The organism is Paenibacillus segetis (assembly GCF_014639155.1).
Taxonomy (GTDB): domain Bacteria; phylum Bacillota; class Bacilli; order Paenibacillales; family Paenibacillaceae; genus Fontibacillus; species Fontibacillus segetis.
The window spans coordinates 2,828,340-2,854,672 of record NZ_BMFT01000001.1; the positions used below are offsets into that span (position 1 = coordinate 2,828,340).

Annotated in this window: 30 protein-coding genes and 4 tRNA genes; 12 read left to right on the forward strand and 22 right to left on the reverse strand. The window is 41.7% G+C overall.

The features are described 5' to 3' along the window. Positions 1-103: 103 nt before the first annotated feature. Positions 104-664, reverse strand: a complete 561-nt coding sequence (locus IEW05_RS13240; protein ID WP_188539450.1) for a copper amine oxidase — start codon at positions 662-664, stop codon at positions 104-106. A gap of 169 nt (positions 665-833) precedes the next feature. Here IEW05_RS13240 and IEW05_RS13245 point away from each other — a divergent pair, with 169 nt between their 5' ends. Then, the gene (locus IEW05_RS13245) at positions 834-1,568 is read left to right on the forward strand and encodes an MBL fold metallo-hydrolase (RefSeq protein ID WP_188539452.1); all 735 of its coding nucleotides are present in this window, start codon (positions 834-836) and stop codon (positions 1,566-1,568) included. 61 nt (positions 1,569-1,629) lie between these two features. On the opposite strand, the gene IEW05_RS13250 is transcribed toward IEW05_RS13245, so the two are convergent. Then, positions 1,630-1,869 (reverse strand): DUF3892 domain-containing protein, encoded by a 240-nt coding sequence (locus IEW05_RS13250; protein ID WP_188539454.1) that lies wholly within the window; start codon positions 1,867-1,869, stop codon positions 1,630-1,632. Between the two features lie 117 nt (positions 1,870-1,986). Further along, positions 1,987-2,433 carry a GNAT family N-acetyltransferase gene (locus tag IEW05_RS13255; RefSeq protein ID WP_188539456.1) on the reverse strand — a complete coding sequence of 149 codons (447 nt, stop codon included), beginning with the start codon at positions 2,431-2,433 and terminating at the stop codon, positions 1,987-1,989. A 674-nt stretch (positions 2,434-3,107) separates the two neighbouring features. Here IEW05_RS13255 and IEW05_RS13260 point away from each other — a divergent pair. Both IEW05_RS13260 and IEW05_RS13265 read left to right on the forward strand, forming a co-directional pair. Beyond that, positions 3,108-3,180, forward strand: a tRNA-Val gene (locus IEW05_RS13260). Positions 3,181-3,544: 364 nt separating this feature from the next. After that, a complete protein-coding gene (locus IEW05_RS13265) occupies positions 3,545-3,688 on the forward strand; it encodes an aspartyl-phosphate phosphatase Spo0E family protein (RefSeq protein ID WP_229753360.1) in 144 nt (47 codons plus the stop codon). 190 nt (positions 3,689-3,878) lie between these two features. Here the strand turns inward: IEW05_RS13265 and IEW05_RS13270 are convergent, their stop codons facing one another. Continuing rightward, the gene (locus IEW05_RS13270) at positions 3,879-3,989 is read right to left on the reverse strand and encodes a sporulation protein YjcZ (protein ID WP_188539458.1); all 111 of its coding nucleotides are present in this window, start codon (positions 3,987-3,989) and stop codon (positions 3,879-3,881) included. Positions 3,990-4,434: 445 nt separating this feature from the next. Between IEW05_RS13270 and IEW05_RS13275 the strand changes: the two genes are divergently transcribed. From IEW05_RS13275 to IEW05_RS13290, 4 genes are all read left to right on the forward strand, one after another. Continuing rightward, the gene (locus tag IEW05_RS13275; RefSeq protein ID WP_188539460.1) at positions 4,435-4,638 is read left to right on the forward strand and encodes a hypothetical protein; all 204 of its coding nucleotides are present in this window, start codon (positions 4,435-4,437) and stop codon (positions 4,636-4,638) included. 233 nt (positions 4,639-4,871) lie between these two features. Next, positions 4,872-5,615: a polysaccharide deacetylase family protein gene (locus tag IEW05_RS13280; RefSeq protein ID WP_373285832.1), complete on the forward strand. Its 744-nt coding sequence runs from the start codon at positions 4,872-4,874 to the stop codon at positions 5,613-5,615. A gap of 153 nt (positions 5,616-5,768) precedes the next feature. Next, positions 5,769-6,662 carry an oxygen-dependent tRNA uridine(34) hydroxylase TrhO gene (gene trhO / locus IEW05_RS13285; RefSeq protein ID WP_188539464.1) on the forward strand — a complete coding sequence of 298 codons (894 nt, stop codon included), beginning with the start codon at positions 5,769-5,771 and terminating at the stop codon, positions 6,660-6,662. Between the two features lie 38 nt (positions 6,663-6,700). Further along, on the forward strand, positions 6,701-7,333 hold the full coding sequence (locus IEW05_RS13290) for a helix-turn-helix transcriptional regulator (protein WP_188539466.1): 633 nt from the start codon (positions 6,701-6,703) through the stop codon (positions 7,331-7,333). A gap of 33 nt (positions 7,334-7,366) precedes the next feature. On the opposite strand, the gene IEW05_RS13295 is transcribed toward IEW05_RS13290, so the two are convergent. Next, on the reverse strand, positions 7,367-7,618 hold the full coding sequence (locus IEW05_RS13295; protein WP_188540863.1) for a YuzB family protein: 252 nt from the start codon (positions 7,616-7,618) through the stop codon (positions 7,367-7,369). 192 nt (positions 7,619-7,810) lie between these two features. Here IEW05_RS13295 and IEW05_RS13300 point away from each other — a divergent pair, with 192 nt between their 5' ends. Then, the gene (locus IEW05_RS13300; RefSeq protein WP_229753361.1) at positions 7,811-8,425 is read left to right on the forward strand and encodes a superoxide dismutase; all 615 of its coding nucleotides are present in this window, start codon (positions 7,811-7,813) and stop codon (positions 8,423-8,425) included. 92 nt (positions 8,426-8,517) lie between these two features. On the opposite strand, the gene IEW05_RS13305 is transcribed toward IEW05_RS13300, so the two are convergent. After that, positions 8,518-9,555, reverse strand: a complete 1,038-nt coding sequence (locus IEW05_RS13305; protein ID WP_229753362.1) for a LacI family DNA-binding transcriptional regulator — start codon at positions 9,553-9,555, stop codon at positions 8,518-8,520. A 101-nt stretch (positions 9,556-9,656) separates the two neighbouring features. On the opposite strand from IEW05_RS13305, the gene IEW05_RS13310 reads away from it, so the two are divergent. Then, the gene (locus tag IEW05_RS13310; protein ID WP_188539470.1) at positions 9,657-10,571 is read left to right on the forward strand and encodes an ROK family protein; all 915 of its coding nucleotides are present in this window, start codon (positions 9,657-9,659) and stop codon (positions 10,569-10,571) included. Positions 10,572-10,605: 34 nt separating this feature from the next. Further along, positions 10,606-11,550 carry a mannose-6-phosphate isomerase, class I gene (gene manA, locus IEW05_RS13315; RefSeq protein ID WP_188539472.1) on the forward strand — a complete coding sequence of 315 codons (945 nt, stop codon included), beginning with the start codon at positions 10,606-10,608 and terminating at the stop codon, positions 11,548-11,550. Positions 11,551-11,628: 78 nt separating this feature from the next. Here manA and IEW05_RS13320 read toward each other — a convergent pair whose 3' ends face one another. The 7 genes from IEW05_RS13320 to IEW05_RS13350 form a co-directional block, all read right to left on the reverse strand. After that, positions 11,629-12,147 (reverse strand): DinB family protein, encoded by a 519-nt coding sequence (locus tag IEW05_RS13320; protein ID WP_188539474.1) that lies wholly within the window; start codon positions 12,145-12,147, stop codon positions 11,629-11,631. Positions 12,148-12,174: 27 nt separating this feature from the next. Beyond that, positions 12,175-12,429 carry a DUF3006 domain-containing protein gene (locus IEW05_RS13325; protein ID WP_188539476.1) on the reverse strand — a complete coding sequence of 85 codons (255 nt, stop codon included), beginning with the start codon at positions 12,427-12,429 and terminating at the stop codon, positions 12,175-12,177. Further along, positions 12,395-13,234 (reverse strand): ComEC/Rec2 family competence protein, encoded by an 840-nt coding sequence (locus IEW05_RS13330; protein WP_229753363.1) that lies wholly within the window; start codon positions 13,232-13,234, stop codon positions 12,395-12,397. The genes IEW05_RS13325 and IEW05_RS13330 overlap by 35 nt, the downstream gene beginning before the upstream one ends. 156 nt (positions 13,235-13,390) lie before the next feature. Beyond that, positions 13,391-13,798 (reverse strand): DUF4395 domain-containing protein, encoded by a 408-nt coding sequence (locus IEW05_RS13335; protein WP_188539478.1) that lies wholly within the window; start codon positions 13,796-13,798, stop codon positions 13,391-13,393. A gap of 133 nt (positions 13,799-13,931) precedes the next feature. Next, positions 13,932-16,166: an Ig-like domain-containing protein gene (locus IEW05_RS13340; protein ID WP_188539480.1), complete on the reverse strand. Its 2,235-nt coding sequence runs from the start codon at positions 16,164-16,166 to the stop codon at positions 13,932-13,934. 127 nt (positions 16,167-16,293) lie between these two features. Next, positions 16,294-16,965, reverse strand: a complete 672-nt coding sequence (locus IEW05_RS13345) for a uracil-DNA glycosylase (RefSeq protein ID WP_188539482.1) — start codon at positions 16,963-16,965, stop codon at positions 16,294-16,296. Positions 16,966-17,075: 110 nt separating this feature from the next. Beyond that, a tRNA-Leu gene (locus IEW05_RS13350) sits at positions 17,076-17,161 on the reverse strand. A gap of 153 nt (positions 17,162-17,314) precedes the next feature. Between IEW05_RS13350 and IEW05_RS13355 the strand changes: the two genes are divergently transcribed. Beyond that, a complete protein-coding gene (locus IEW05_RS13355) occupies positions 17,315-17,464 on the forward strand; it encodes a hypothetical protein (protein ID WP_188539484.1) in 150 nt (49 codons plus the stop codon). 25 nt (positions 17,465-17,489) lie between these two features. Here IEW05_RS13355 and IEW05_RS13360 read toward each other — a convergent pair whose 3' ends face one another. Continuing rightward, positions 17,490-17,645, reverse strand: a complete 156-nt coding sequence (locus IEW05_RS13360; protein WP_188539486.1) for a hypothetical protein — start codon at positions 17,643-17,645, stop codon at positions 17,490-17,492. 139 nt (positions 17,646-17,784) lie between these two features. Between IEW05_RS13360 and IEW05_RS13365 the strand changes: the two genes are divergently transcribed. After that, positions 17,785-18,006 carry a hypothetical protein gene (locus IEW05_RS13365; RefSeq protein ID WP_229753364.1) on the forward strand — a complete coding sequence of 74 codons (222 nt, stop codon included), beginning with the start codon at positions 17,785-17,787 and terminating at the stop codon, positions 18,004-18,006. A 196-nt stretch (positions 18,007-18,202) separates the two neighbouring features. Here IEW05_RS13365 and IEW05_RS25935 read toward each other — a convergent pair whose 3' ends face one another. From IEW05_RS25935 to IEW05_RS13400, 8 genes are all read right to left on the reverse strand, one after another. Beyond that, on the reverse strand, positions 18,203-18,334 hold the full coding sequence (locus tag IEW05_RS25935) for a hypothetical protein (RefSeq protein ID WP_268238729.1): 132 nt from the start codon (positions 18,332-18,334) through the stop codon (positions 18,203-18,205). 384 nt (positions 18,335-18,718) lie between these two features. After that, a tRNA-Ile gene (locus IEW05_RS13370) sits at positions 18,719-18,792 on the reverse strand. Positions 18,793-18,809: 17 nt separating this feature from the next. Continuing rightward, positions 18,810-18,883 (reverse strand) — tRNA-Met (locus IEW05_RS13375). A 345-nt stretch (positions 18,884-19,228) separates the two neighbouring features. Beyond that, a complete protein-coding gene (locus IEW05_RS13380) occupies positions 19,229-20,737 on the reverse strand; it encodes an ABC transporter substrate-binding protein (protein ID WP_188539488.1) in 1,509 nt (502 codons plus the stop codon). Next, positions 20,737-21,627: an ABC transporter ATP-binding protein gene (locus IEW05_RS13385; protein WP_188539490.1), complete on the reverse strand. Its 891-nt coding sequence runs from the start codon at positions 21,625-21,627 to the stop codon at positions 20,737-20,739. Before IEW05_RS13385 ends, IEW05_RS13380 begins: the two co-directional genes overlap by 1 nt. 1 nt (position 21,628) lies before the next feature. After that, entirely contained in the window at positions 21,629-24,517 is a 2,889-nt protein-coding gene (locus IEW05_RS13390) for an ABC transporter permease (RefSeq protein ID WP_188539493.1), read from the reverse strand. After that, a complete protein-coding gene (locus IEW05_RS13395) occupies positions 24,517-25,614 on the reverse strand; it encodes an efflux RND transporter periplasmic adaptor subunit (protein WP_188539495.1) in 1,098 nt (365 codons plus the stop codon). The genes IEW05_RS13390 and IEW05_RS13395 overlap by 1 nt, the downstream gene beginning before the upstream one ends. Next, positions 25,577-26,308 (reverse strand): ABC transporter ATP-binding protein, encoded by a 732-nt coding sequence (locus IEW05_RS13400; RefSeq protein WP_229753440.1) that lies wholly within the window; start codon positions 26,306-26,308, stop codon positions 25,577-25,579. The genes IEW05_RS13395 and IEW05_RS13400 overlap by 38 nt, the downstream gene beginning before the upstream one ends. Between the last annotated feature and the right edge of the window lie 25 nt (positions 26,309-26,333).

Below are 26,333 nucleotides of genomic sequence, written 5' to 3' on the forward strand. Positions count from 1 at the left end.
CTTTGAATTGATTTGTTAAACCTGTCGGTTTCTATCGTATCGTAACACTTTTACATAGGACAGGTCAATTTGAGAATGAACTCACTTCGAAGGATTGTCAACGTTACTTAAGTACGTTGACACCCTTTTCAGAGACTAGAACGTATTCTCCACCTGATGATGGTTTCATATAAAACCCAATCGTATATTTACCTGCGGACTTAAAATCATACGTGAAATCTTCCGTACGGAACCAAAAGTTATCACGTTGATCTTTGATATCCCCTGTTTGAATTACTTTGGAGGTACCATCCGGAGCGGTTATGGATATACGAACTGAGGAAATATCCGTTTTTAGATTATCAATTTGCGAAAATGCGTAAAATTTTAACTTACCTGTTTTCTCAATATCTCCAAATACCTTATCATCCGAGCTCGTAAACAAGAACATATGAACATTTGGTTTATAGTAACTCACTTTTTTGGACGTATCGTTGTATTCGACAATACCTTGAAGCTCACGCACAGCAACATAGGCTTTACCATCAACCACATACCCGCCGTCCTCCACTTCACTTCCGTTCAGCAGAAATTTAACCTTCTGAGTTGCTGCATCAGCGAATAACAACGAACCACCCATTAGTGAGAATGCAAATACAAGTAGCCCTACTCTTCTCCATTTCATAATAATAACCCTCCATATATATCATGTTGATGTAAATTTATACTCTGGAAGGTTGTTCAAGTTGCGGTCATCACACGTTATAGCTTAATTTTTTTGCATAAATATTCTGATATCTTTCGTTTGCTTTAGAATTAGTGTACATTATGCATACAATAAGAGGAGGGATCTCATGTCACTTCGCCTTCAAATGCTTGGTACTGGCGGTGCATTTGCCAAAAAATATTACAATAACAACGGACTACTCTACACAGGGGAATTCACGCTCTTGATCGATTGCGGAATAACTGCCCCCCTAGCGCTGCATCAGCTTGGTATATCACTTGATAGGGTTGATGCCATTCTAATTACGCATATTCACGGAGATCATGTGGGTGGACTAGAAGAACTCGCTTTTCGCATGAAATATACCATCGGTCGTAAACCTGTCCTATATATCGAAGAAAGATTAGTTAAACCCCTCTGGGAGAACACTTTAAAGGGCGGAATGGGACAAGATGGGGCCGACTCATTAGAGGACTATTTCGAGGTTCGGCGACTTACGGAGGGCCATCCAATTACCTTATGTCCTAATCTCACCATAGAGTTGATTCAAACTCCACATATTCCAGGGAAAAACAGCTTCTCGCTCTATATAAATGACGAAGTGTTCTATAGTGCCGATATGACGTTCCAGCCTGAGCTGTTACAACAACTTGTTTATAGAAGAGGATGCCGTAAAATCCTTCATGAAGTACAGCTTACAGGTCCAGGTGAAGTGCACACGACACTACAAGAGCTTCTCTCTTTGCCAAAGGATATCCGTGCAAAGATCTCCTTAATGCATTATGGAGATGAAATGGAGTTATTTGTCGGGCAAACTGGGGAAATGCAATTTCTGAAGCAGCATGAAATCTACATGCTATAAGTACATAAGCAGCCCCTCGGATAACAAAATCCGCGGGGCTGTTTCTTGTAACTAGATTCATTTATTGGAAGTTTGGTAACGAGTCGAGATTATTACTTGGATCTCCATCGGCGTCACCGCGAATATACATTTCTCCGTCTCTACCTTTAAACACATTAACACCGGCGATTGCTCCAGCCTTCACTTCTTGTAATGCCTGTTCATACTCGAGAACTCTTCCACTAGAAGTTTTAAAACGGGTCAAATCTCCGTCCCCATTTTTCTGAACCGCGATAAATGTTTCTCTGGTGTTAAGTGCCATATTATATCACATCTCCTCAGTTCTTAATGTCCCTGTTCGGGGATGTGTATAGCTTGTCCCTTTTTCCCATATTTATGTTATATTACAAAGGATATATAACATCTGCTGTTCAACTACTTAAAGAGGCTTCTCCATTCGCACATGGGGTATGCCTGCATCATCGAAAGGTTCAGTTGAGATCGTCACATAACCTAGTTTGCTATAGAATGATTCGGCTTGACATTGTGCATCAAGAACGGATTTGCTCAGTCCTAGTTCACGGGCAAGTTCTTCAAGTGCGAGTAGCAGTATTCTTCCAATGCCTTGAGAACGAAACGTTTGACGAACAGCGATTCTCTGCATTTTAGCCGAGTTATCCTTATAATAGGTCAGTCTCCCCGTAGCGGCATAAACTCCGTCCTGCTCGATCAACACATGATGTACGTCCGGGCTTAACACATCAAACTCGTCGATCTCCAGATCAATCGGAACCATCTGTTCCTTTACAAACACTTCCTTACGAATATCTAGGCATTTCTCCAATTGCTCATTATTTTCTACGTGTATAATTTTAGCAGCAGTCATCCCTACAGATTCCCCTCCATTGTTGTCTTTTATAACTTTATTCTAAGTCATATAAAGTACTCTTAAGTTGCATCATTATACAAAAAATCGGTTGTCATGTATAGTTAAACTGTCCAACTTTATTATAACTTTGGAGAGGAGTTGTCATGAATTATGATCTTTGGAGTGACCATTGCTGCATCTGTGTTAATTGCTGTAGTGTTAATCCTACTGATGTACTATACAACTAAAAAAGGCTATTCTCGCAAATGGGACGAAGATTGATTATGAAATAGAAAAAGTTACTCTTTTGAATATACATCTCCTATTATAGTTGGAGCATATACTCCGTCCGACACCGAAGGACTGGTGTCTATTAGTGTTTTTGATTGCCGCTGCAGGGTCTCAGAATCGGGCGATAAACTACATCCACTAATCAATAGAAGCGTTACACTTACACACCCCATAACTAAAACCATTCGGATATATACAACCCACTCTTGTCTACAATGACGAGATAGTTTAATGTTACGTATCATATCCACTCAACCTACTTTCTTTTATCGTCGTATATGACTCATTGTTGTCTCTGGTGAGTTGCTTTATACGCTTGTATAGACGGGAAGTTGTGCTGAAAATAGTTTGACATAACCCTATCATCCTGATAATATAAATTTTATCTTCGCTATATTCATGATCTGCTAGCTCAGCTGGGAGAGCACTATCTTGACAGGGTAGGGGTCAGTGGTTCGAACCCACTGCAGATCATACTAGGAAACCCTTGAGGCCATTGGCTTCAAGGGTTTTTGCTTGTTTATATATAATACTGCTTTTTGTGATTTGGGGGCGGGTTTTGTAAACCCATTAATAACCTTCCTACAAATAATTCAAAAATTTTATTTTGAATTTATATGTATCTTTTTCTTACATCAATGATCCTTTTTTATACACTAATCCCAACATCATTTTACATAATTTATCTATTTAGGAGGAATTAAGTAGTTTTTTATCGAATTATATATTATCACTATAGTCCTGGTGCGGACAGTACTATGGTGAGATCCGCAATCACGGACGCCTGTCGACAGCGAACGTCTAAAATAAATACTTTTTAGATTGGGAGCTGTTCAGTTTGGATTTATTCCGTAGAATTGAAGAACTCCGCTTGGAGTTAAACCAGCTATCGACCTATAAACGGTTGATCGATCAGGAAGTTATAAGAGTAAGTCAACAACTAGATGATGCATTAAATGAATACTATAAGTTGCATAAATAAAAAGTAATCAGTTGATCAAAGGGAGTCGCGAAAGCGGCTCCTTTAAGTAATGATATAAAAGGTGATTTTCAATAAACAAACTACGAGAATTAAGGTTTGCTATTAGATAGTTTCAGTTATATTAATTTTAAACGACAAAACTCCACCGACCGAAGTCAGCAGAGCTCTGTACAAATGGATTCCAAACTAATCAAATAAATGCACAGGAAACGATAACAAGAAGAATGAACAGAACCAAGATAACCCCAGTTGATGTAAATGCTCCACCAATGCCACAACCAATTCCACCTATTTCACCCATGTGTTTCCCTCCTTGTATTTTGCGTACATTTCATCATATTCTAATGTAGCTTAATCGACTGGGCTTATTGTACTACTCTAGGCTTATTATACTGTCTAAATTATCAGTGCTTGTATTACAAGTTTGGTGGTCTTACCTCTGAAGGTACGACCCTTTGTTTGTGTGCACCCTTTTTGTGCTCCCACCTGTAGCGTTGTCTCCACAAATAAAAAAGCACCCATTAAGATGCTTGGTACCTACAAATTTCTTCTTATCTCAGTACATCTGCTTGCTCCTCTATCGTATCTCCCCCTATCCTCATCACTATTCGACGAAAGAAGTATTTCCCTGCTACACAAAAAAGCCACCTATTGGTGACTATAGGCAGCCCAATTTATTTAGGTCAAGTGTCACTAATCCTGTCTAGACATAATATGAATTAACCATAGACGAAAGGAGAAAATCAATGAATCAGGAAAACTATAACGTACTAGGATCTCAGCAAAGGGATCCCCAACCATATCATCACGGACATGAACATATGCATCAACCTCATTTTCATACCCATGGTCAACAACAAGGCCAACACTTCATCCATCATCATCATCACCATCATTACCACTATCATCACATGATGAGAGAGCAAAATACCACTCAAAGAGAAGATTAAAAATAACCATTGCAGATCCTAATGAATAACCCTTGAGGCATTTTGCTTCAGGGGTTTTTGCTTTCTAAATCAGCATGATCCAAGTGGAAATCCGGTTATGGTATTTAAATCGTGGTTTTCCGTTAATAATCTCCAATGAGGATAAAATAACTCCAATGAAGCAAAATAGCTAAACATGTGATTAAACAGTATTTATATTGGAGGAAACGGTATCGATGCTTAAATTCAAAACTATGCTGATTCTGCTCGTAACCATGTCGATATACAGTGGGAATGCTGTTGCTTCGCCTACATCGCAGGTTGTTAAAGACAGGAGCTATTATGAGGAGCGAGGCGACATCGTTTGGGAGGTACCCACTCAGAAAAAGACGATTGCTTTTACGTTCGATGATGGTCCAGATCGTAAGCAAACGCCAAAAATCCTGGAGGTTTTGGACCAATATCAAGCAAAAGCTACCTTTTTTGTCGTTGGTGAGCGTGTCGAACGTTTCCCTGAAATCGTTAAGCTCGTACTAAGTAAAGGACATGAAGTTGGAAATCACTCTTTTTACCATCCATCTTTCCAGAATATTTCCAAGGAAAAAGCCGTGAACGAAATTGGAAAAACACAACAAGCCATACTTAAGGCAACAGGGCACACTGCGGTACTATTTCGACCACCAGGCGGTTCCTATGATCAAAACATCATTAATGTATCTAAGCAAAATAACTTACAGCTAATCTTATGGTCATGGCATCAGGATACCAAAGATTGGAGAGCTCCGGGTGTTCAGCGTATCGCCAATAAAGTCCTAAAAAATGTTCGAAATGGCGATATCATTCTTATGCATGATTATGTATATAATAGTTCGCAAACGTCGGAGGCTTTAAAAATTATATTACCTGAGCTTAAAAAACAAGGTTATTCATTTGTCACCGTGTCCCAATTGCTATCGCAAAAAGACAATCCAAATACTCATATTAAAGTAACTCAATAATTACCAAACCAACACATAAATATAGGGATGATCCTTCACATAAGGGTCATCCCTTTTTTTGAGGATACCATACTTACTATACTTTAATATTGACTAAGTAGCTAAAATTCACTACAATTCAGTAGAATCCAATATAGACAGGTGATAAATCATATGAGCAAACCAGCGTATCGCGTATTATTATTTTATAAATTCACAAATATTGCTTCGCCAGAGGTTTTTACGGCAGAGCATTTGCAATATTGTAAGGACCTCGGCGTTAAAGGACGTATTCTAATTGCCTCTGAGGGGATCAATGGAACCGTGTCGGGTACAGTAGAACAAACAGATCGTTATATGGCAGACCTTCTCGCTAATCCACTATTTACAGACACTGTATTTAAAATTGATGACGTAGAAGAACATGCCTTCAAAAAAATATTCGTAAGACATAAAAAGGAACTGGTTACTTTCCGCTATGAACAAGAGCTGGATCCTAATAAACTAAGTGGGAAGAGATTGTCCCCGACGGAGTTTTACGAACAGTTGCAACAAGAAGATGTCGTAGTTATTGACGGACGAAATGATTATGAATATGAGATCGGTCATTTCCGCGGGGCTATCCGTCCGGACGTAGAATCATTCCGTGAATTTCCGGATTGGATTCGCCAGAATATGAGTCAATATAAAGACAAGAAAGTACTCACTTATTGCACTGGAGGAATCCGCTGCGAGAAATTGACTGGGTTTCTGATCAATGAAGGGTTCTCGGATGTCGCGCAGCTTGAAGGTGGGATTGTGACTTACGGAAAAGACCCTGAAACTAAGGGGCGGTTGTTTGACGGAAAATGTTATGTGTTCGATGAACGTATCTCCGTTCCGATCAATCAAACCGAAGAGGATGTCGTCATTGCAAGCTGTCATCATTGCGGTGTGACACACGACCGCTATATAAATTGCCCAGTATGTAACCTGCAGTATGTATGCTGCGAAGAATGTGAAACGGAGCACCAAAGCTTCTGTTCCGATGCTTGCCATGACGCCATATTACCCGCTAAGCATGGCTAAATTCACCTCACGCCAAGGAAGTTAAGGGAGTGTCGATTATGAAGCCGTTAAATGAATTGTCCACTAGAGACCAGATTCTCCAAATGATGAAAACCTCTGGGCCTCTTAGCGCCAAAGATATAACAGATCGCCTGCAAATTACTGAAATGGCGGTTCGCCGCCATCTCGGAACAATGGAACGGGATGGATTGATTGAATCCAAAATGATTCGCCAAACTTTAGGTCGTCCTACTGCGGTATATGGGCTAACCGAACTTGCTCAGAGCTTATTTCCTAAGAACTATCATACGCTTACTCTAGACCTACTGGGAGAATTAGCCGAGGACGCCGGCGAAGATACAGTCAATCGACTCTTTGAGCGACGCAGAGATAAATTGAAGCATCAATATGAAGCCGAGCTGAAAGACAGACCATTCCCGGACAAAGTGCGTAGACTCGCAGAAATTCAAAATGATAATGGTTATATGACAGAACTTGAATCTAGTGGAGAGAACGAGTTTATTCTAAAAGAACACAACTGTCCTATTTCGCAAATTGCAGATCGCTACAATCATGCTTGTGAATGCGAACTAAATCTGTTTGAATCTCTTCTAGATGCACACGTTGAAAGAACTGAATGCCTCGCTCAGAACGGCAGAAGATGTCTATATATTATCCGTAAAGAAAAATAAACCTTCGGAACCGCATAGGGTTCCGAAGGTTTTTTATATATCAAAAGCTTGTAGCTCTTCTTCTATTCTTTCTTTAATCAAAGTTAAGCATTCTTCAGGGGTTTTGCCAAATACCCTCTTTGCGTTCACTAAGGCATACGGTCTTAGTTTGCATAAACCACATAAACTGAGGCACTCTGTACGTAGCACCGCTACTTCAGGATATTCTTGTTCTAAATCTTCTAACTCAAGTGCGCTCATCAGATTACTGTCGCAGATTTCAACAACTACGATACCGAGCCCCATCATGTCTCACTCCAAACTTAGGCAAAATTCTTTACGATCTATCATTATGATGAAAGACCTACGCATTGTCAATCCGTTTACGCCATATAACATACTTAACATACATTTATGTTGACTAAGTATACCATGAGGGCTATAATAATATATATCAAGTACAACAATCTACATATATTAGAGAGGATGAATTTAATAATGGCACATCAATTACCAGCTCTACCTTACGCTAACAACGCACTTGAACCGCATATCGATGAACAAACAATGACGATTCACCATGACCGTCACCACAATACCTATGTAACTAATCTAAATGCAGCTTTGGAATCTGCTCCTGAGCTTCAATCCAAATCTTTGGAAGATTTGATTGCTAACTTGGATAGCGTTCCTGAAGCAATCCGTACCGCAGTTCGTAACAACGGTGGCGGTCACGCGAACCACTCCTTGTTCTGGGAAATCATCGGACCAAATGGCGGTGGCCAACCTTCCGGTAAACTGGCTGATGCAATCAACAATGAACTAGGTGGTTTTGACAAATTCAAAGAAGATTTTGCTAAAGCTGCAACAACTCGCTTCGGTAGCGGTTGGGCGTTCCTTGCAGTTGATGCTGACGGCAAATTGTCCGTATACAGCCTCCCTAATCAAGATTCCCCAATCATGGAAGGCAAGACTCCAATTCTTGGCCTTGATGTATGGGAGCATGCTTACTACTTGAAATATCAAAACAAACGTCCTGATTATATTGCAGCATTCTTCAATGTAATTAACTGGGCTGAAGTTGAGAAACGTTACGAAGCAGCTACTAAGTAATAACGGACTGCATTGTACATTATAGAAGAAAGACGCTCTCCACGGAGAGCGTCTTTCTGTATTTAAAGTCATACTGCACACCTCATATATTCTTACTCTTTAAGGTTCTTCACCGAGCTCCTGACAACCAGTGTAGGTGCTACACTATGGCGGATAGACTCCCGAGAGTTACCTGTGAGCGTCAATAACATCGAAGCTGCTGCGTCGCACATCATTTCTTTTTCCACACGCATTGTAGTTAATGCTCTATCAACATGATCTCCATAATGAGTATCATCAAATCCAGCAATAGAAACTCTCTCTGGTATTGCAATCTCCCGTTCTTCTAAAAGCCCTCTCAGAATATAAGCAATTCGGTCATTTCCGCAAAAAAATGCAGTCGGTATTGCTCTCAATCCATCGAGAAATTGTGCGATTTCTGCTTCCGTTTGATTATAACCTTCTGAGGATGTCAGACAATATTCACGCTGAACCTCTAGGCCGTGCGTCTGCATCGCTTTCCAATAACCAAACCAACGCTCTTCATGGCTCGTCGTCAAATTTGTCGGACCGATAAACCCAATCTCTTCATGTCCACCATCGATAAGAAAAGACACTACTTCGTAAGCCCCTTCCATATTAGCGGAAGTGACGACGGGACAAGGTAAATCCCGATAATAAGAATCCAGCATAACAAGTGGAGTATCCATATCCCATATAAGCCGCGCATACGCTTTATCGATAATGCCAAACAAAATTACGCCACGGTAAGATATATCTGTAAATAGTCCAGGAAGCTTAAGCCCCGTCTCCATCTCTTGATCAATCGGTGCAATTACGGCGTTATATCCTTTTTTACGAATACTCTTCTCTAGTCCCCATATCATGTCATGATAAAACTGAAAATGATCGTTATCCTGATAACTCATAATACGTTCAGGGACAAGCACAAGGATGTTGGCTGCTGCAGACTCTTTGGTAGCAAATGGACCGTAACCCATCTCTCTAGCCGTGTGTAACACGAGTGCGCGCATTTCTTCACTGACACCCTTCTTGTTCATTAAAGCCAGCGATACCGCATTCTTTGATATTTCCAGTTTGCTGGCAATATCTTGCATGGATACTTTCTTTTTACGGCCCAATCTTTTCATTCCTTTCGAATCATGCTAAACTTAACCTAATATACTTTACAAAATAATTTTTTGTCAAGTTTGTCAAGTTAATCAAACATGAATAACTGGAGGAATAAACATTGAGTTACGCAGTTGGAATTGATATCGGTGGCACGAAAACTGCCATCGGACTGATAGACTCCTCCGGAGTCATCCTTGCTAAGACGTCCTTGCCGACAGATTTGTCTATTAAGCCTGATGAGATGGTTGACCGGATGGCTGAAGCAGTCAAGGATTTGATTACAGCTCAAGGTATTCAAGAATCCGATTTACTTGGTATTGGTGTTGGCGCACCGGGACCACTTAATTCGAAAACAGGTTACATTGTCAAACCACCCAATTTACCAACATGGTGGGACTTCCCTTTAGTGGACTCACTTCGTCGTCATTTTGAGCTTCCGATTTCTTTTGAGAATGACGCTACGGCTGCAGCCTTAGCTGAGAAATGGTTAGGAGCAGCGCAGGATGCTGAACATTTTGTATTCATTACAGTCAGCACAGGAATTGGTGCCGGTATCTATACCCATGGTAAACTACTCACAGGAGCTACTGGTAACGCTGGTGATGTAGGTCATTTCGTCATCGATGCCTCAGGTGATCAATGTGTCTGCGGACAGCATGGATGCTGGGAATATCTTGCTTCCGGGACGGCTATTGCAAGACAGGCTTCAGCTTTACTTGGCCGGGAAGTATCCTCCAAGGAAGCCTTTGATCTCGCAGCTGCCGGAGATGTTCCGATGAAGGACCTTATAGACGGTATCTTCCGCTATATCGGAATTGGCTGTGTAACACTTATCAATACATTTGATCCAGAAATGCTTGTTATTGGAGGCGGAGTTTCTCAAGTAGGTGCTCCACTATTTGACGCTGTGAAAGACTATGTATCCCAGTATGCATTAAACCCATCAGGACGAACTACTGCTATCGTACCCGCTGCCTTGCAGCAGGATGCAGGCTTGATCGGGGCAGCTGCTCTCGTTCATATGCCATACTAATAACTAAAATCATATAACAAAGGAGTCATACAAAATGAACGAACCTATTTTTTTAGCACCTGTTTTCCAAGAACGGATTTGGGGAGGAAGAAAGCTACAGGATCTTTTCGGTTACGATATTCCCAATGAACTAACTGGTGAATGCTGGGCCGTATCCGCTCATCCAAATGGACAAAGTATTGTAAAGAATGGCCCCTACCAAGGAGAGACTTTAGGCCAACTGTGGAGTTCACATCAAGAACTATTCCATTCGGATTCACCTGTATTCCCATTGCTCACCAAAATTCTAGATGCTTCTGACAACTTATCCGTTCAGGTTCATCCGGACGATGAATATGCTGGTAAGAACGAGAACGGAGAACTGGGAAAGACAGAATGCTGGTACATCGTTGATGCAGAACCAGGTGCTGAAATTATTTACGGGCATGAGGCACAATCTAAGGAACAATTGGTACAAATGATGGACGATGCTAAATGGGATGATCTTCTAACTAAAATTAAAGTTAAACGTGGCGATTTCTTCTATGTACCTAGCGGAACCATTCATGCACTTGGCAAAGGTATTGTCGTACTAGAGACACAACAAAGTTCAGATACTACTTACCGCGTTTATGATTATGACCGTAAGGATAAGGAGGGTAACGGGAGAGAACTTCATCTTCAAAAAGCCATTGATGTCTCTACCGTCCCACAATCCTATCAACCCGTTTCCTACGAAACCTTTAAACAAGATGGACTAACACTCACCCAACTTGTATCCAATGAATTTTTCACTGTTCAAAAGTGGAACGTTGATGGAACTGCTGATTTCACAGCAAATCCTAAATATACAATCTGCAGCGTAATTGATGGAAGCGGACAACTTATCGCCGGAGACAACGTTTACCCTATTTCCAAAGGGGAGCACTTTATTCTTCCTGTGGAGTTTGGTCCATATCAAATAACAGGTTCACTTGAGCTAATCATTTCCCGGGAATAGTTTATAACAAAAAGACTCGTTTCTCCTTCTATACCAAGGAAAAACGAGTCTTTTTCTATTTCAAAATCCGGTGCCACTTTATACTTCAAAATAACGCTCACGTATAATTTTAAAATGATGAAGTGCATGCCCATAAATGATATAAGCAAGTGCTCGCACTGAAACCGGTCCACCACTAGCAGTTCCGATACGTATCCAAGCTGAATCGTCTAAATTCTGAACCAATGATAATGTAGACTTTCTAACCACTACGAAATCCTGAAGTAGCTCAGTAACTGATCGCTGATCAAACTGTCCATTACTTACGAACAGCCCTTCCTCGAAACCCGGAAGTGGCGTAGTATCCCCTCTGGCGATCCGTAGTAGCCGATAACTCATGATTCGCTCCGTATCCGCGATATGCCCCAACACTTCCTTCAGAGACCATTTTCCTTCTGCATAGCGGAAGTTGGCTTGCTCATCCGAAATCACACTTAGTTCTTGTAACAATTGTTCAGGTTGTTGCTGAAATAAAACCAACAAATCTCCTTCTGGTACCTGATCAATATATACTTGGAAATGACTGAGGAATTCTCCCTCTTGCGGTCTAATTAACACGAATACACGCTCCTCGTAGTTTAAATATCAGTCTTCCCATAGGTCGTCCATTAGCTTCTGAATCTCTCTACTTCGCTCTTGCGTCAATTTCTGATTAATAATCCACTTGCTACCGTCCCACTCTACAACATCACCGGTTTTTGCACCTGTCTCTACTATGTTACGCAAGACATCTCTAGTTAGTCCATCTACTTCAATAACGCAATACTCTTCTTCAAATCTATCGATGATCCCTACCATAAGCAGTTCACCTTTCTTTACTAATTTGATAATTCTGACCATCGGAAGTGAACTCCACTGTTCCTTGCAGATCATTGCGATACACTTCAACATTTTTCTTACGCAGACGTTCCAGAATCGTCTCTTTCGGATGACCGTATGAATTTTCTCCAACTTGGATGACTGCATATTTAGGATTGACTTGATTCAAGAAGCGTAGCGATGTTGAGGTCTTGGAACCATGGTGCCCAACAAGCAAAACATCAGCCTGAAGATCTTCACCTGAATCAATCATCTCCTTCTCACTAATGCTTTCTGCATCACCTGTTAGCAAAAACGAAGTATCTCCATAGGTTACTTTAACAACAGCACTCATATTGTTATTGTCCAAACCCGTTAAGATCGGAGATAACATCGTTACGTCAACCTGATCATCCCAGTCCAGCTTAATGCCAGCCTTAGCGCTAGATACCTTAAGCCCTTTATTCTTAATCGATCTAAGCAGTGATTCAAACGTCTTCGTGTTATTAGACACTTTAGGCATATAAACCTTACCAACCTCAACATGATCGATAACCGCATCGAGTCCGCCGATGTGATCCGCATCAGGATGAGTACCTATAACGATGTCTAATCGATCTACACCATACTGCTGCAAATATTGCACCATATGCTCTTCCTGGTCGTTGTTACCTGCATCGATCAACATCGTTTTTCCGGATGGACTGATCAACAATTGAGATGCTCCCTGTCCAACATCCAAAAATACAACCTTAAGTAAATTCTCTACCTCGGCAGAAGTAGGAGCATTCTCAACTTCTCCCTGTGAATCAAATTCCAAGGAACAGCCGGAAATGAAAACTAACATCAAACATACGCTCAATAATACGGCCATTTTACTTGTTAAATGATGCCTTAACTTCGTAGTTATCCTATTCGTGATGTCCAAACTCCTTTATATGTAATATAACTAGAACGTTTGTTCCATTCTAATTATATTGTAATTAGTACTTGGAATCAATTGCTACCCTCGCCGTAATTTAGCTTTATATTGCTTGAATTGAAAGTAAACTGTGCATCCGATGCAATAACCACAGATAGCAGCAAAAGCAGCCACACCAAGCATCCAGCTAAATCCGTAACCAAGCCATTTCACTTGAACGGCAAAGCCCAACATAGAGCCCGTCAGGAACAGAACGGCAAGCACATTATTGAACCGTTGTAATTCTCCCGCTTGACGTGGTGCTGAATCCACTTTTAAAAAGGGCTTTACTAAAATAACAAATACATTTTTGCCGAACAACAGCCCCGTTATTTGAACCAGCCATAAGAACAACAGTACATAAGGCTCTCTAAATATAGAAGCTGCGATCACCGATAGCACAATACCTATTTGATTTACTTTTACATAAGGTTCCGGAATGTCCTTCATCACGCTCACCCGCCTTTATTATTTAGATAAAATATATCGCTTAATTCCATCTAAATCAATAGGAATTAAGCGATTTTCCACAAAAAAAACCGCCTATTAAATTAGGCGGCTTTAAAACTTTAAACTCTAATAATTAATTTACTTTTACAGTGATTGATACTGTTTTCCCATCGAATTTACCTTTAATGGTAGTAGTACCCTTAGCGATTGCTTCAATTTTACCGTTTGTGACTTTGGCAACAGAAGGTTTGGAGCTTGTCCAAACTGCACTACCTGTCACAGCAGAAGTTTTACCGGTATCATACAAAGCGGTCACTACCACAGTTTTAACTCCACCTGGAGCCAATACTAGCTTCTTCTCATCTACTGTAAGTGTCTTCAGTTTAGGTACTACGCTGACTTTAACACTAACCTTGATTCCTTGATAAGAACCATTCAAGGTTGCGGTGCCTTCAGCCACTGCTTTCACAGTGGTGGAGGTTATCGATGCCACCTCGACATTTGAAGATTCCCAGTTCACTTTACTACCCAGGTTTACCGTTTTACCATTTGTATAGTATCCAGTTACCTTGATAGCCTTAGACTTTTTGAGATTAAGCTCTATATTTTGTGGTTCAACCACAATCTTAGTAATCTTAGGTTCAATGACCACAGGAATACTTATCACTTTATTCGAATAAGTCCCTTTTAATGTCGCTGACCCTTTGAGTAGTCCTTTAATTACTTTTCCTGAAGCTGAATCTTTCAGAACTGCATTGGAGCCACTTAAGGTCCACTTCATTTCGTTAGTATAATTAGCAGCTTCACTTCCGTCCTCCCATACGACTGTAATGTCTGGAAGCGCGGTTTCTTCTCCAATAACCACATTTACATTATCAACATCAGTAAGAAGTGCAAGTACCTTCTCTTTAACGGTAAGCTTAATCGTTATTTCTGTATCACGAATCGGAAGTTCTGACGCGGATGATACAGCGGATTCTGGAAGTTTAGCCGTTAAGATAACTTCGCCTGCACCTTTAGCAATGATTTTACCGTCTTCCACAATTGCAATCTCATCGTTAGCAGAGGACCACTCAACCTCTTTACTGAAATCGAGTTCTTCATCGTCTAGCTTAGTCGCAGTCACTTTAGGAACGCTTAGTGACTCACCTTTCAAAAGCTCCAGCTCTGTCTTCTCCGTAGCTAGCTTTGTAATGGTAGGATAGACCGTGATGTTAATACTTTTGCTTACACCCTTATAACTAGTTTTCAAAGAGGAAGTTCCAGCAGCTTTGGCTATAACTTCCCCCTTACTCACCGTGAAGAGCAATGGATTTGCGGAAGTCCATTCTGCGGACGTTGTAACATCTTCTGTATGATTAGCACTATCTCTTACTCCAGCTGTCACTTGAAGCTTCTCACCAATAAACATAACCTGTTTCGTTGATGGCGTCATGATAATTGCCTCGTGTGCAGCCCGTACATAAACGTCAACAGTAGCCTTCGCTCCTAAGTATTCGGCGGTAATCGTAGTTTTACCTGTGCTAAGAGCTTTAACTTTACCTTCCTCTACTGTAGCCACACTACTATCGGAAGATGTCCACTTCGTTTCTTTAGACACATCATCTGCGCTTTTTGTTTTATCAGCAGCCAGAACCGGGATAGCTTGTAATGTAATTGCGTCATCACCAACAAGCAATTCGATATCACCTACGACTGGTGTACCTGAGCCTTCATTAACACGATTAATTTTCAACTCGGAATATGGCGAAGATACGGTAGCTTTAAAGGTCGCCGTCAAACCAGCGTATTTCGCAGTAATTGTCGCTGTTCCTTCACCGACCAAGGTGATTTTCCCTTTCTCGATCGTCAGGACTGAAGCATTAGAGGTACTCCACTCCGCTTTATCTGTCACATCCGTCTTCTTTGCTTCAGAAGTGTCGATTGTTGCATTAGCATAAACCCATAAATTCGTATCGCCCAGTTTATATTTACCTTCAGATCCGTAATCCAGACTTAACTCTTTATACGTATCAACAGCTTTAACTTCGATAGTTGATACAGATGAATTATTGTACATAGCCTTGATCGTTACAGTACCACTTTTTATAGCAGTTAGAAATCCATTCGTAACTTTGACAATACCATCATCTGTAGATGTCCAATCTACAGCCCCAGTCAAGTCGCTCTTTGAAGTGGATCCTTCAAGTGTTCCCCATACCTTTAGCTGCTTTGACTTACCTACATTGAGTTCCAATACACTACCAGATCCCTCGATATCAATCGAACGAACATCTCCAGTTGCCGCAAGAACACTAGTCGGAAATACTGCAGCAAGAAGCAGTGTTAGAGCCAGGAGCCATTTCATCATTTTCCTGTTTGCAATCATTTATTCCTCTCCTTTTGGTGTCACTTTTGCCAGAATTCGTTTCTAGCCCTTTGCGTTTTATATCGACATATAGGAGGAATTACGTAACCCTTTCAGCCAAATTAATCCCTAAGTCCTACAAAAAAGCTCAATTATCTTCCTCTATCTTCCACTCTATCGATTCTTGGTTCTGGGATTCTAAAAATTCATTAATTTGCGAAAATGGCCGACTTCCAAAGAAACCTCTTCTAGCAGCAAGCGGGCTTGGATGTACGGAAGCAATCACCTTGTGCTTACTCTCGTCAATCTTTGCCCCCTTCTTCTGGGCATGATTACCCCACAGGAGGAAGACCATGGGCTGTTCACGCTCATTTAACGCCTCGATCACGGCGTCCGTAAACTGCTCCCATCCTTTCCCTTGGTGAGAGCCCGCTAGACCGTCCTGCACAGTCAACACATTGTTGAGCAATAACACCCCACGTTCCGCCCATGACGTCAAATTGCCCGTAGTTGGAATATCTAACCCCAGGTCGCTGGATAGCTCTTTATATATATTCCGAAGGGAAGGTGGAATCTTAACACCTGGCAACACAGAGAAGCTTAATCCATGCGCCTGACCCGGTCCGTGATAGGGGTCTTGTCCTAAAATGACTACTTTTGTATCTGTATAACTTGTCAGCTTTAGTGCCTGAAACAAGTGATCCTGTGGTGGATACACAGTAAACTCTTGATATTCTTGATGGAGCCACTCCATTAATTTTATAAAATAGGGCTTTCTAACTTCCTCGTAAAGAATCTCATCCCAATCGTTTCCGAACATTACTGTTTTCCCTCTCTTTCATAAATAACAAAAAGCAAAAAGGAGTCCTAGGCCAGCTTCTCGCCGACTTAGAACTCCTTTCGATGTTACACCTTCAATGTTACTTCGTATGCCGAGAACCGGAATCGAACCGGTACGGTAGTCACCTACCGCAGGATTTTAAGTCCTGTGCGTCTGCCAATTCCGCCACCCCGGCACAGTATGGGGAATAAAAGTCCCGTATAAATGATTATATACGGAATCGTCCTCAGATTCAACATTTTTCTTAAATAAAGATCATTTTTGTAATGTTGAAGCTCAAAATCGGGAACAATACAACACAAATCTCATGTAATGGAGGAAACAAAAGATGAACATCAATACTGATAGTTATAAAATCGCTCCTCTGGATGGAACCACTCAGGCCTTAGCGATCATTAAAAATGCTGAATCTGAAATTGCCAAAATTACAGGGAATCATGTTACTTTAATCGCCTATGAAAAAAGCGAGAAGAAATAACCATTGCCTTCTATGTGTCCACTGACTATCTTTTGCTCGATATAACAAGAAAAAATGTAGCCAGTGGACCACATAATAGAGATAATAAAAACCAATTTAAGCCACTTCTATTTTTCCCTTGTGCAAGTCCCGCATTAATCAGAGCTAACGTGCCCCAACCAACATAGAATTCATTACCCATGATGCACCCCTCCTAAGGAAGTAATATAAGTATTATATCTTATTTTGATCGAGATAAATGAACTATGGACAAACGAACAATCAATTTTAGGATAATTGCGTATACTGCCTGTAAATCCACTATAGAGGAGATGAAGGAAATGTCGGAATTTTGCCCAACGTGCCCAACCGAAACCGTTGTTGACCCGCCTAAAGTTGTGTTTGAAGATTATTTCCACCCACAGATCGTTCAGGTCATTCATCCGATTGAAGTAGTTAGACGACATCATTGTGTTCCAGTGCCTCAGCATATTTGTACGTATTCAGAAAGAGATGAAATGTGTTTCGTATCTAGTGTCAAGAAGAGAAAGAAAAGAAAATAAACTGAATTAGGCGAGAAGAATTGCACGCTGGTTCAATCTTGTATTTATTGCGCCAGCAGCGCTACTTCATTCTCGCCTGGTTCCCTTTTAATATGAAGAGTACATAGATCAAAATGCCCCTTTTGATCGTATACATAAAGTTCGTCCATACAAAAATCCACCTCCCGAATAATATATCTTTAGAAAGGAGGTGGATTTAAATACCGAATAAATTAGTCGATAGCCAGTTATCCCAAAACGCTTCTAATTCAGGATCAATTTCCATTCCAACGACTGTTGCACCTGCGCTGTTTGGTACACTCGGTTTGAATACTGCGGCTGCAGGCAATAATCTTTCAGTTCATTTCTCTGCTACGATATCTTTTAGATCCGCAAATTTAGTAACAGTACCTGTAACTGTTGAGATTTTTAGAGTGATTGGCGCAACTTCCACGCTGGTTTATTCTTCCAGAGAAAGTCTGAAACTGGGCCAACTTTTGATTCCTTTAACTATAAGCGGTGTAGATTTCCAACCACCCAACCCAGGTTTTATTAATTTACCAAGCTTTTATCAGCAATGATGCAGGATTCCCTGCTTCACCAGTTCGTATTGGACCGGAGAGTTTCCAGGCTGTTGCATACTCTGATTAGTAATTCTACGAGAAACTAACTACATCAGTCTATCTCTATAGACAACAAAATAACCCTTACTAAGTAAGGGTTATTTGCATTATGGGCCCTGAGGGACTCGAACCCCCGACCAATCGGTTATGAGCCGACCGCTCTAACCAACTGAGCTAAGGGCCCAAACTCAAAAATATAAATTGCGGGGGCAGGATTTGAACCTGCGGCCTTCGGGTTATGAGCCCGACGAGCTACCGAGCTGCTCCACCCCGCGATAATAAACAGCGACAAGTAATAATATACATGATAATATAGGGCCCCGTCAAGCATTATTTTATGGAATAAATCTCACCCCATATTTTCCTCTCCGCGAACGAAAAATTTCAATCTCCCGCATTTCATCAAAACCATAAATCCATCCATCCTGTTCCAAACGTTTAGCTAAACAGCCCGCCTGAAACTTCGTTCTATATAACTTATTAAAGTATATCCAGCGCATGATACAATTCAGCTCTCTTTCCATTATAATGTCTAATCCTCTGCACCTATACCTTAGATTACCCAAGAACGACCAAAAAAAGCCGCCGAAAAAAAATCCGGCGACTTAACAATTACCACTTTATCCCCTAATACCCATCGCGTTTCCACTTTCATCTGGAATAAATGGGGTTCCATCATCTTGAAATTGCGTTTTCGGGTTATTTTTGATCTCTTGTAGCATTTTATTACCCTTTTCCGCCCATTCATTCAGTGCTTCCTCTGGAGTTTTCTTATTATCAAGTACCTCTTGGAAGAAAGTCCGACCACTATTTGTTATGCTATACAGCCCTGGTTTCTCAGACATCAATTTATCGTCCTTAGGGTTGCTTGGTGGGAATGGCTTCAGCAAATAGAATGCCTGAATGTTATAATCTAGCCCTTGTTTCGGTTGAATGTATGTCTTACGAGCTACCATTTCGTAGGTACTTGCCCGTGATCTAAGCTTCGCCCATTCTTCGCTACCGATGAATTTAATGAAATCCCAAGCTGTTTCAGGATTTGGAGCACTGCTGTTGATTGAGAATGTATTGTTCAGGTAGATATTCCCACCAATATCCGGTTTCTCCGGATGAATAGGAACGGTTACCACATCCCAATCAATAGGAGTAAAATTCTTGATCTTAGCGGCATTATTATTTGCATCAGCAATTTCATTGACGTAATTGCTTTCGCCAATCGTCATTGCTACTTTACCAGACAGGAACATATCACTGCTGATTGCAGTCCAAGGTTCATCACTACCCATTTGATTCGAATTATCAGGGATAATCTTATCTTTGGCTAGCTTACTAATAGTCTCCCAAATTTTTACCCATTGCGGGGAGTTAACAGTCATGTTCTCTGCTTTTTCGTCAAAAGTTCTCAATTGCAGAGCATTGGAGTAAGAATACTGCATATCCCAGAAAGGATCGCTACCTTTGTATCGATTGAAGGAAAATCCATATACCCGATCTTTCCCTTCTCCTTTTGCTAATCGACGGGCTATATTAAATATATCATCCCACGTCATTTTATCTGTTGGCAAATCGATACCGGCATCCGTAAACATCTTCTTGTTATAATATAGAGCAGAAGCACTAAACGTTGGTGTTAACGCATATAGCTTGCCATCGCCCAGATCTTTAATACCATCGATAACCGCTGGAACAAAATCGGCTGTATCGAACTTATCTTCCTGAATCATTGGATCTAATTGTTTTAGCGTGTTCTCTTGAATTAACTGTTTCAGTGTGCCTGTATCAGCTACTACAATATCAACAGGGTTACTTCCTGTCAGCAGTTTCTTCATACTTTCCAAATAATCTGGCTGAACATAAGGTTCGGTTCCATCGTTATAACGATATTGACTTTGGTCAATAGCGGGAACAATTTCTATTTTAATATTTTGATGAGTAAATTCATAAATATCGGTGTACTGCTGGCGGAAATAAGAGTCGTCACTACCACCATACATCATTCCGATTCGAAGCACCTTCTCTTCCTTACCTTCTGGAGCCTTGCCTGAATTACAGCCTGCAAGCAACCCTAACGCTAAGGTCGCTGTGAGAGAAACAGTCAACACCTTACGTAACTTTCCATTCTCCGCCATTATGATTTTTCCCCCTCCAATGATTTTGGTGCTGTAATAACAATCTTCTCCCCATCAAATTCCATACTTGCTCGGCCACCAATACCCACGGCTTCCAAATACTCCTTCGGAACTTGAAGTCGTCCAACCCGGTCAACAACGACAAACGCTTCATGAATCTCCTGAAGTCCACCTTCAGAGAAACCGTCCATTGTAGCCAAATCCAGATTAGGGTTCCGTTTCAAAAATTCCGTACTCGTCAAGCCGTCCCGAATAGCAACCACTCGGTCCACTTTACTTGCTAACGTTAAATCATGGGTAACGATAACTATCGTAATCCCCACCTCACGATTAACGTCACGGAAAATTTTCATAATCTGATCCGATGTTGCTGTATCAACAGATCCTGTTGGTTCATCAGCTAGTAGCATCTGCGGGCGGTTAGATAGGGATATTGCAATCGCTACACGCTGTTGTTCTCCTCCTGAAAGTTGATGCAGCTTATTGTGCATACGATCTTTTAGCCCAACCCATTCCAGCAATTGTTTGGCGTAAGCACGGTCTACTTTGCCTGTAAGCATCATCGGCATTTCCACATTTTCTAGTGCCGTCAAGTAAGGCAACAGGTTACGAGCATTGTTCTGCCACACGAAGCCCACGGTCTTACGTTTGTATTCAACCAATTGCTCATCTTGGATCTTAAGTAGATCCCATCCACCGACGGACACCTGACCGGCAGTAGGCCGGTCGAGTCCACCTAGAATATTTAGCAACGTCGATTTACCACTACCACTGTTACCAATAATCGCCATCATTTCCCCTTGTTCAACGGTCAAATTTAGTCCTTGGAGTGCTACGACTTCAATATCCTCGGATTTAAAAATTTTGACCAAACCCTCACAATGGATCATCTTAACGCTCCTCTCCCATTTTAACCGCTTGATGTACACGAAGACGGCGAATCTGCCAGAATAAAAGGCCAGCACCGAGCAACAGCATAACCAGTACGACTACATACAATTGGAGCGTATCCTGAGCGTTAAATACAATCCTGAATGGTGGTACCTGCGTTGTGACGTTATCGGCTGTCTGTAGGAATGGAAGGTATAGCTTACCAACTACCTTACCAATGACGATCCCCAGAATGATCGATAATCCTGCTGTTAAGATTTGTTCCGCCAGCAGCATGAGGGTTAATTGTCTACGCGATAACCCCATAGCCCGGAGGATACCAAATTGTACAACCCTACCAGATAAATTAAAGAACCAATAAAGAACGTATCCGATCAAGGAAACAATGACCGATACGAGGAAACCTAAACTCAAGATACCAAATACCCCACCTCGGGTCGGAAGTTTACTCTGTTTAACCAGCTCGCTACGTACATCCTTTACCGAGTACAGATCAACACCCTGTTCACTAAGTTTAGTCGCAAGTGGATTCACCTTTGCCCCAGGCTCCATTTTCAACCAAACTTCATAAGGAATTAAAGGACCCTGATCATAAATGTAATCTAAGTTAGCAATGATAAACGGTGTTTCATCGGGATATTGAGTAGGCCAATACGGCACAATGCCATAAACCGCTAAATCAATAGATGCTTCACCAACCGTAATTGTAAATATGTCGCCAACTTTTAGCTTATATTTCTCGGCAAGTTTTGTCGGTACTAGAGCAGCACTTTCATTCATGCCTAATAAATTTAAATACTCAAATGGATGTACCGGGAAAAGATCGTTCCGGAACCATGCCACTTTAGAGAAATCAACATTATCGATTCCCATAATGATACCTTGACCAGCAGAACGGCCGGACACGATGATGTTGCCCTTGGTTTGAAGAACCCGCGCGGCAGCTTCCACACCGTCTAGTTTACGGAATACTTCAAATGGAGGTTCCGAATAAATAAGTTTCGTTGGTTGAGAACCTTGACCGCCTCCTTGCCCCCCGCCTCCAGGATTTCCACCTGGTTGACCACCAGAGCCACCTTGGCCGCCTCCTTGACCATTACCGCTCTTAGAAGGCTTAGACACCTCCGCTGTCGATTCCCATACCGTCTGCATGACAACGTCCGCACCAAACTTATAAAGCGTTCGCTCTGTCGAGTTAAGGTCAATCGTCCGCGCAGCAGACGCATTATATACGCCAAGTCCTAGCGTTAGAACAAGCAAAATCATAAGCGGATAATAAGAAGATGCCGAACGTGATAACTGAGTTAAACTCAAATAATATGGAACCGGCAACCATTTTTTCCCTAGCCAACCGATTAACTTCAGCAACCACGGGAAAACACGTAAGAATAACAATCCAATCGCAAATATAGCGAGTGCTGGTACGAAGAAAAGGAATGGCTGAACTTGAAGCTCATCCGTTGTCATACCGGTCTGGAATGTCAGCATTTGACGTTCAACGAACAAATAATACCCATACCCCGCAACGCCCAATAGAACGATATCGAGGAACCAGCGCTGCCATCCTGGAAGACGATCGGATCGCGCTTGCTTCTGCTTGGCGTTGACGATCGACGACCTAGCATAAGCTATTGCAGGTATTAACGTAGCCAAAATAGCTATGACCACAGCCCCTACACCGAGTAGAAAGGCATCGAGATTAAAACCAACAGGAATTGACTTCCGATTAACGAACTCCAAGAACCCGTTGGCGGAACCTATGCTCTTAGACATAAACCACCCTAGAAGTGGTCCTAACACCAGAGCAACTACCCCTAGTAGTAACCCCTCTAACAGATATATTAAAATAATCTGCTTCGTTGACGCGCCTCTACTGCGAAGAACAGCGATATCACTTTGCTGTTTCTCCAGCGATTGGCGAGAGTTCATCACAATATAGTAGAACACCATGGCAATCATCGGTGCTGCCAATGTGAAGAGCATGGTTTGCATTTGTAAGCTTTGTTTACGGAATTTGTCTAGTAGGCTACCAAACGAAATATCCACTTTTGTATCTTTTAGCTTTTGGTACAGTTCAACATTGAGACGATCCAGTGTACTTGATAAAGGTGACAACTGTCCGGTTTTGATCTCACGGAGATCAAATGCGTAATACCACGTGGAGTTATGTAAGGGAACCGACAGTTGTTTTAGCAAATGATCATTCATAACTTTATCACTAATAAAAAAGCTATTCATCACGCTCTCAAAACCCTGATACCAATAAGGATCGGTATCCTTCTCAGGTTGAAAAGCGCCAACTATCTTTATCTTTAAAGTAATATCCAGCCCGCTGGACAAAGGATATTCAATGACATCACCCACATGTAAATCCTGTCTATACATTGCATCTTCCAACATCAACGCTTCAATATTTTCTCCATCTGCGCTGTCAGAGAACAATTTCCCACCAGAGATTGAAATGTGATCCTTCAAACCACTCATCGAGATGATCGACATGGTTCTTGTACGGCTGGCATCAACCTTAGTCGGATCCTGAGGATATACCTCAGTGCTTCGAATCGCCTGAGTGTTAACAAATGCCTCGTGTGGAAAACCGATATCATTAGGAATCTCATCCGAAATGTATTTATTGACAGCTTCAAGTCCTGCCAGATCTGTCTTGGAGCCCCCTGGTGCCTGATAACTCATAAGTAGGGAGCCTGCAGGAAGTCCTTCACTTTCTTCGATTAGTGTGCTTGATACTACACGCTTCAAGGCACCATCTGAATACATCGGAATACTAACCGTAAACGAAACAGCTACAATAAGTCCCAATAAGGTACTAATCGTTAGCCATTTCGTATTCCACATCTTACGAAACAAGAACCTTAATAGAGGTGTACCCATTAACGACCCACTACTTTCTGTCCTGGTGTGAGTCCTTTAACGATTTCCAAATCTGTCGCTGTTTGCATGCCAACCTCCACATCAACCTCGCGCTTCGAACCATCTTCCTCAATAACCTGAACATAAGTCCGAGATCCGATCGACCGCAGAACAGAAATAGGAATAACCACCGCATTTTCTTTCTTCTCGGTTACGATTTTAACGCCAAGCTGACGGCCACGTTCCATATCAGCTGGCCATTTATCCAGTTGAACAATGAGATATTGGTCAATGCTATCTTTCTTAGGAGGCGTTCCCCCACCGTTACCATTACCATTGCCAGAAGAAGTGTCGGTATTACTCGGCATTACCTTGACTTTGCCTTCAAATACCCCGACTGAGTTAATGTCTACCGTTGCTCTCATCCCAACAGAGAGCTTCTCCAGATCCTCTTTGGAAAAGGAAGCCGCCACGACCAGTGATGATGTATCCGAAATAATTCCTAGCGACTCGTAACTCTTCACGATTCCACCTTTCTCGGCACTCATCGAAACAATCGTACCTGAGAATGGGGCCGTAAGTGTTCCTTCCGCTATTTTCTTCTCCAAATCAACTAATGCTTGGCGTTGGTCCTCAAAGACGATAGACGCCTTCTCAAATTCAAAATCATCCATCTCTTCTCGCTTACGTAGCGTTTCTTTCATTGTGATCTCTTGCTGACGGAATTCTAGTTGTGCCTTACGAAGGTCCTTCTCAAGTGCTTCAACATCCAGCTCTACAAGCACAGCGCCTGCTTTAACCTTATCTCCTGCCTTGACAAGAACATTCTTAATATGTAGACCATCCGCTGTAAAATATAATGGTTCCTCACGCTGACTCATTAGCTTACCAACCGCAGAAACTGTCTTCTCTAAGGTATCTGTACGCACCACATATTCCGGTTTCTTAGAAACCGTCGGTGGGGTGATTACAGGAAGATCTTCTTCTTGTTCTTCATTTGGAAGCAAAGAACAACCTGCTGTCATAAGCAAAATAATAGATAATGATATAAGTACCAATGCACGGGTAATTCCCCGCTTTTTATTCAACAAATTTTCCATCCACCATTTCATAGACATGGTCCGCTACCTCCAAGATTGTAGGATCGTGTGTAGTCATACAAATCGTTACTTGCTCCGTATGTATGATGTTCTTAAATACAGCCATAACTTGAGCCCCCATCTGCGAATCCAGATTGGCCGTAGGTTCATCCGCTAGTAAGAGTTTTGGTCGGTGTGCAATTGCCTTGGCAATAGCTACCCGTTGCTGTTCTCCCCCAGACAATTCAGATGGACGGTGAAACATCCGTTTGCCGAGACCAACAATCTCTAAGCAATGGGTAACACGTTTCTTCCATTCGTGAGACGGAACACCCGCCATTCTGAGTGACAATTCAACATTCTCCCAAGCTGACAATAGAGGCAACAATGCATAAGCTTGGAAAATAAATCCAATTTGATCGCGTCTTAACTCTGTGCGATTGTCATCGCTAAGCTTGTGCAGCGGCTGTTCGGAGAAATATATTTCTCCAGAAGTCGGTTGATCAAGGCCACCTAGCATATTCAGAAGCGTCGTTTTACCCGAACCGGACCTGCCCCTAAGCATCACCAACTGGCCGGGAAGTACTTCCATATTGATTCCCTTTAGCACATGGATATCGCCTCCACCAACCGGGAAGGACCTATGTACATCTTTCACAGACAAAATAGGACCACTTGTCTCCACTGCTGTCGTGACTACTGGTTCTATGTCAGGGCTGGACAATTCCTCCATCGAATCGGGATCAACTGATATGCCG

Bases quoted from the DNA above. Each gene is read 5' to 3' on its own strand.
- IEW05_RS13240 (WP_188539450.1), bottom strand. From the start codon at position 664: ATGAAATGGAGAAGAGTAGGGCTACTTGTATTTGCATTCTCACTAATG.
- IEW05_RS13245 (WP_188539452.1), top strand. From the start codon at position 834: ATGTCACTTCGCCTTCAAATGCTTGGTACTGGCGGTGCATTTGCCAAA.
- IEW05_RS13250 (WP_188539454.1), bottom strand. From the start codon at position 1,869: ATGGCACTTAACACCAGAGAAACATTTATCGCGGTTCAGAAAAATGGG.
- IEW05_RS13255 (WP_188539456.1), bottom strand. From the start codon at position 2,433: ATGACTGCTGCTAAAATTATACACGTAGAAAATAATGAGCAATTGGAG.
- IEW05_RS13270 (WP_188539458.1), bottom strand. From the start codon at position 3,989: ATGGGTGAAATAGGTGGAATTGGTTGTGGCATTGGTGGAGCATTTACA.
- IEW05_RS13275 (WP_188539460.1), top strand. From the start codon at position 4,435: ATGAATCAGGAAAACTATAACGTACTAGGATCTCAGCAAAGGGATCCC.
- IEW05_RS13280 (WP_373285832.1), top strand. From the start codon at position 4,872: ATGCTGATTCTGCTCGTAACCATGTCGATATACAGTGGGAATGCTGTT.
- trhO (WP_188539464.1), top strand. From the start codon at position 5,769: ATGAGCAAACCAGCGTATCGCGTATTATTATTTTATAAATTCACAAAT.
- IEW05_RS13290 (WP_188539466.1), top strand. From the start codon at position 6,701: ATGAAGCCGTTAAATGAATTGTCCACTAGAGACCAGATTCTCCAAATG.
- IEW05_RS13295 (WP_188540863.1), bottom strand. From the start codon at position 7,618: ATGGGGCTCGGTATCGTAGTTGTTGAAATCTGCGACAGTAATCTGATG.
- IEW05_RS13300 (WP_229753361.1), top strand. From the start codon at position 7,811: ATGGCACATCAATTACCAGCTCTACCTTACGCTAACAACGCACTTGAA.
- IEW05_RS13305 (WP_229753362.1), bottom strand. From the start codon at position 9,555: ATGAAAAGATTGGGCCGTAAAAAGAAAGTATCCATGCAAGATATTGCC.
- manA (WP_188539472.1), top strand. From the start codon at position 10,606: ATGAACGAACCTATTTTTTTAGCACCTGTTTTCCAAGAACGGATTTGG.
- IEW05_RS13325 (WP_188539476.1), bottom strand. From the start codon at position 12,429: ATGGTCAGAATTATCAAATTAGTAAAGAAAGGTGAACTGCTTATGGTA.
- IEW05_RS13330 (WP_229753363.1), bottom strand. From the start codon at position 13,234: ATGTTAGTTTTCATTTCCGGCTGTTCCTTGGAATTTGATTCACAGGGA.
- IEW05_RS13335 (WP_188539478.1), bottom strand. From the start codon at position 13,798: ATGAAGGACATTCCGGAACCTTATGTAAAAGTAAATCAAATAGGTATT.
- IEW05_RS13340 (WP_188539480.1), bottom strand. From the start codon at position 16,166: ATGATTGCAAACAGGAAAATGATGAAATGGCTCCTGGCTCTAACACTG.
- IEW05_RS13345 (WP_188539482.1), bottom strand. From the start codon at position 16,965: ATGTTCGGAAACGATTGGGATGAGATTCTTTACGAGGAAGTTAGAAAG.
- IEW05_RS13355 (WP_188539484.1), top strand. From the start codon at position 17,315: ATGAACATCAATACTGATAGTTATAAAATCGCTCCTCTGGATGGAACC.
- IEW05_RS13360 (WP_188539486.1), bottom strand. From the start codon at position 17,645: ATGGGTAATGAATTCTATGTTGGTTGGGGCACGTTAGCTCTGATTAAT.
- IEW05_RS13365 (WP_229753364.1), top strand. From the start codon at position 17,785: ATGTCGGAATTTTGCCCAACGTGCCCAACCGAAACCGTTGTTGACCCG.
- IEW05_RS13380 (WP_188539488.1), bottom strand. From the start codon at position 20,737: ATGGCGGAGAATGGAAAGTTACGTAAGGTGTTGACTGTTTCTCTCACA.
- IEW05_RS13385 (WP_188539490.1), bottom strand. From the start codon at position 21,627: ATGATCCATTGTGAGGGTTTGGTCAAAATTTTTAAATCCGAGGATATT.
- IEW05_RS13390 (WP_188539493.1), bottom strand. From the start codon at position 24,517: ATGGGTACACCTCTATTAAGGTTCTTGTTTCGTAAGATGTGGAATACG.
- IEW05_RS13395 (WP_188539495.1), bottom strand. From the start codon at position 25,614: ATGTCTATGAAATGGTGGATGGAAAATTTGTTGAATAAAAAGCGGGGA.
- IEW05_RS13400 (WP_229753440.1), bottom strand. From the start codon at position 26,308: ATGGAGGAATTGTCCAGCCCTGACATAGAACCAGTAGTCACGACAGCA.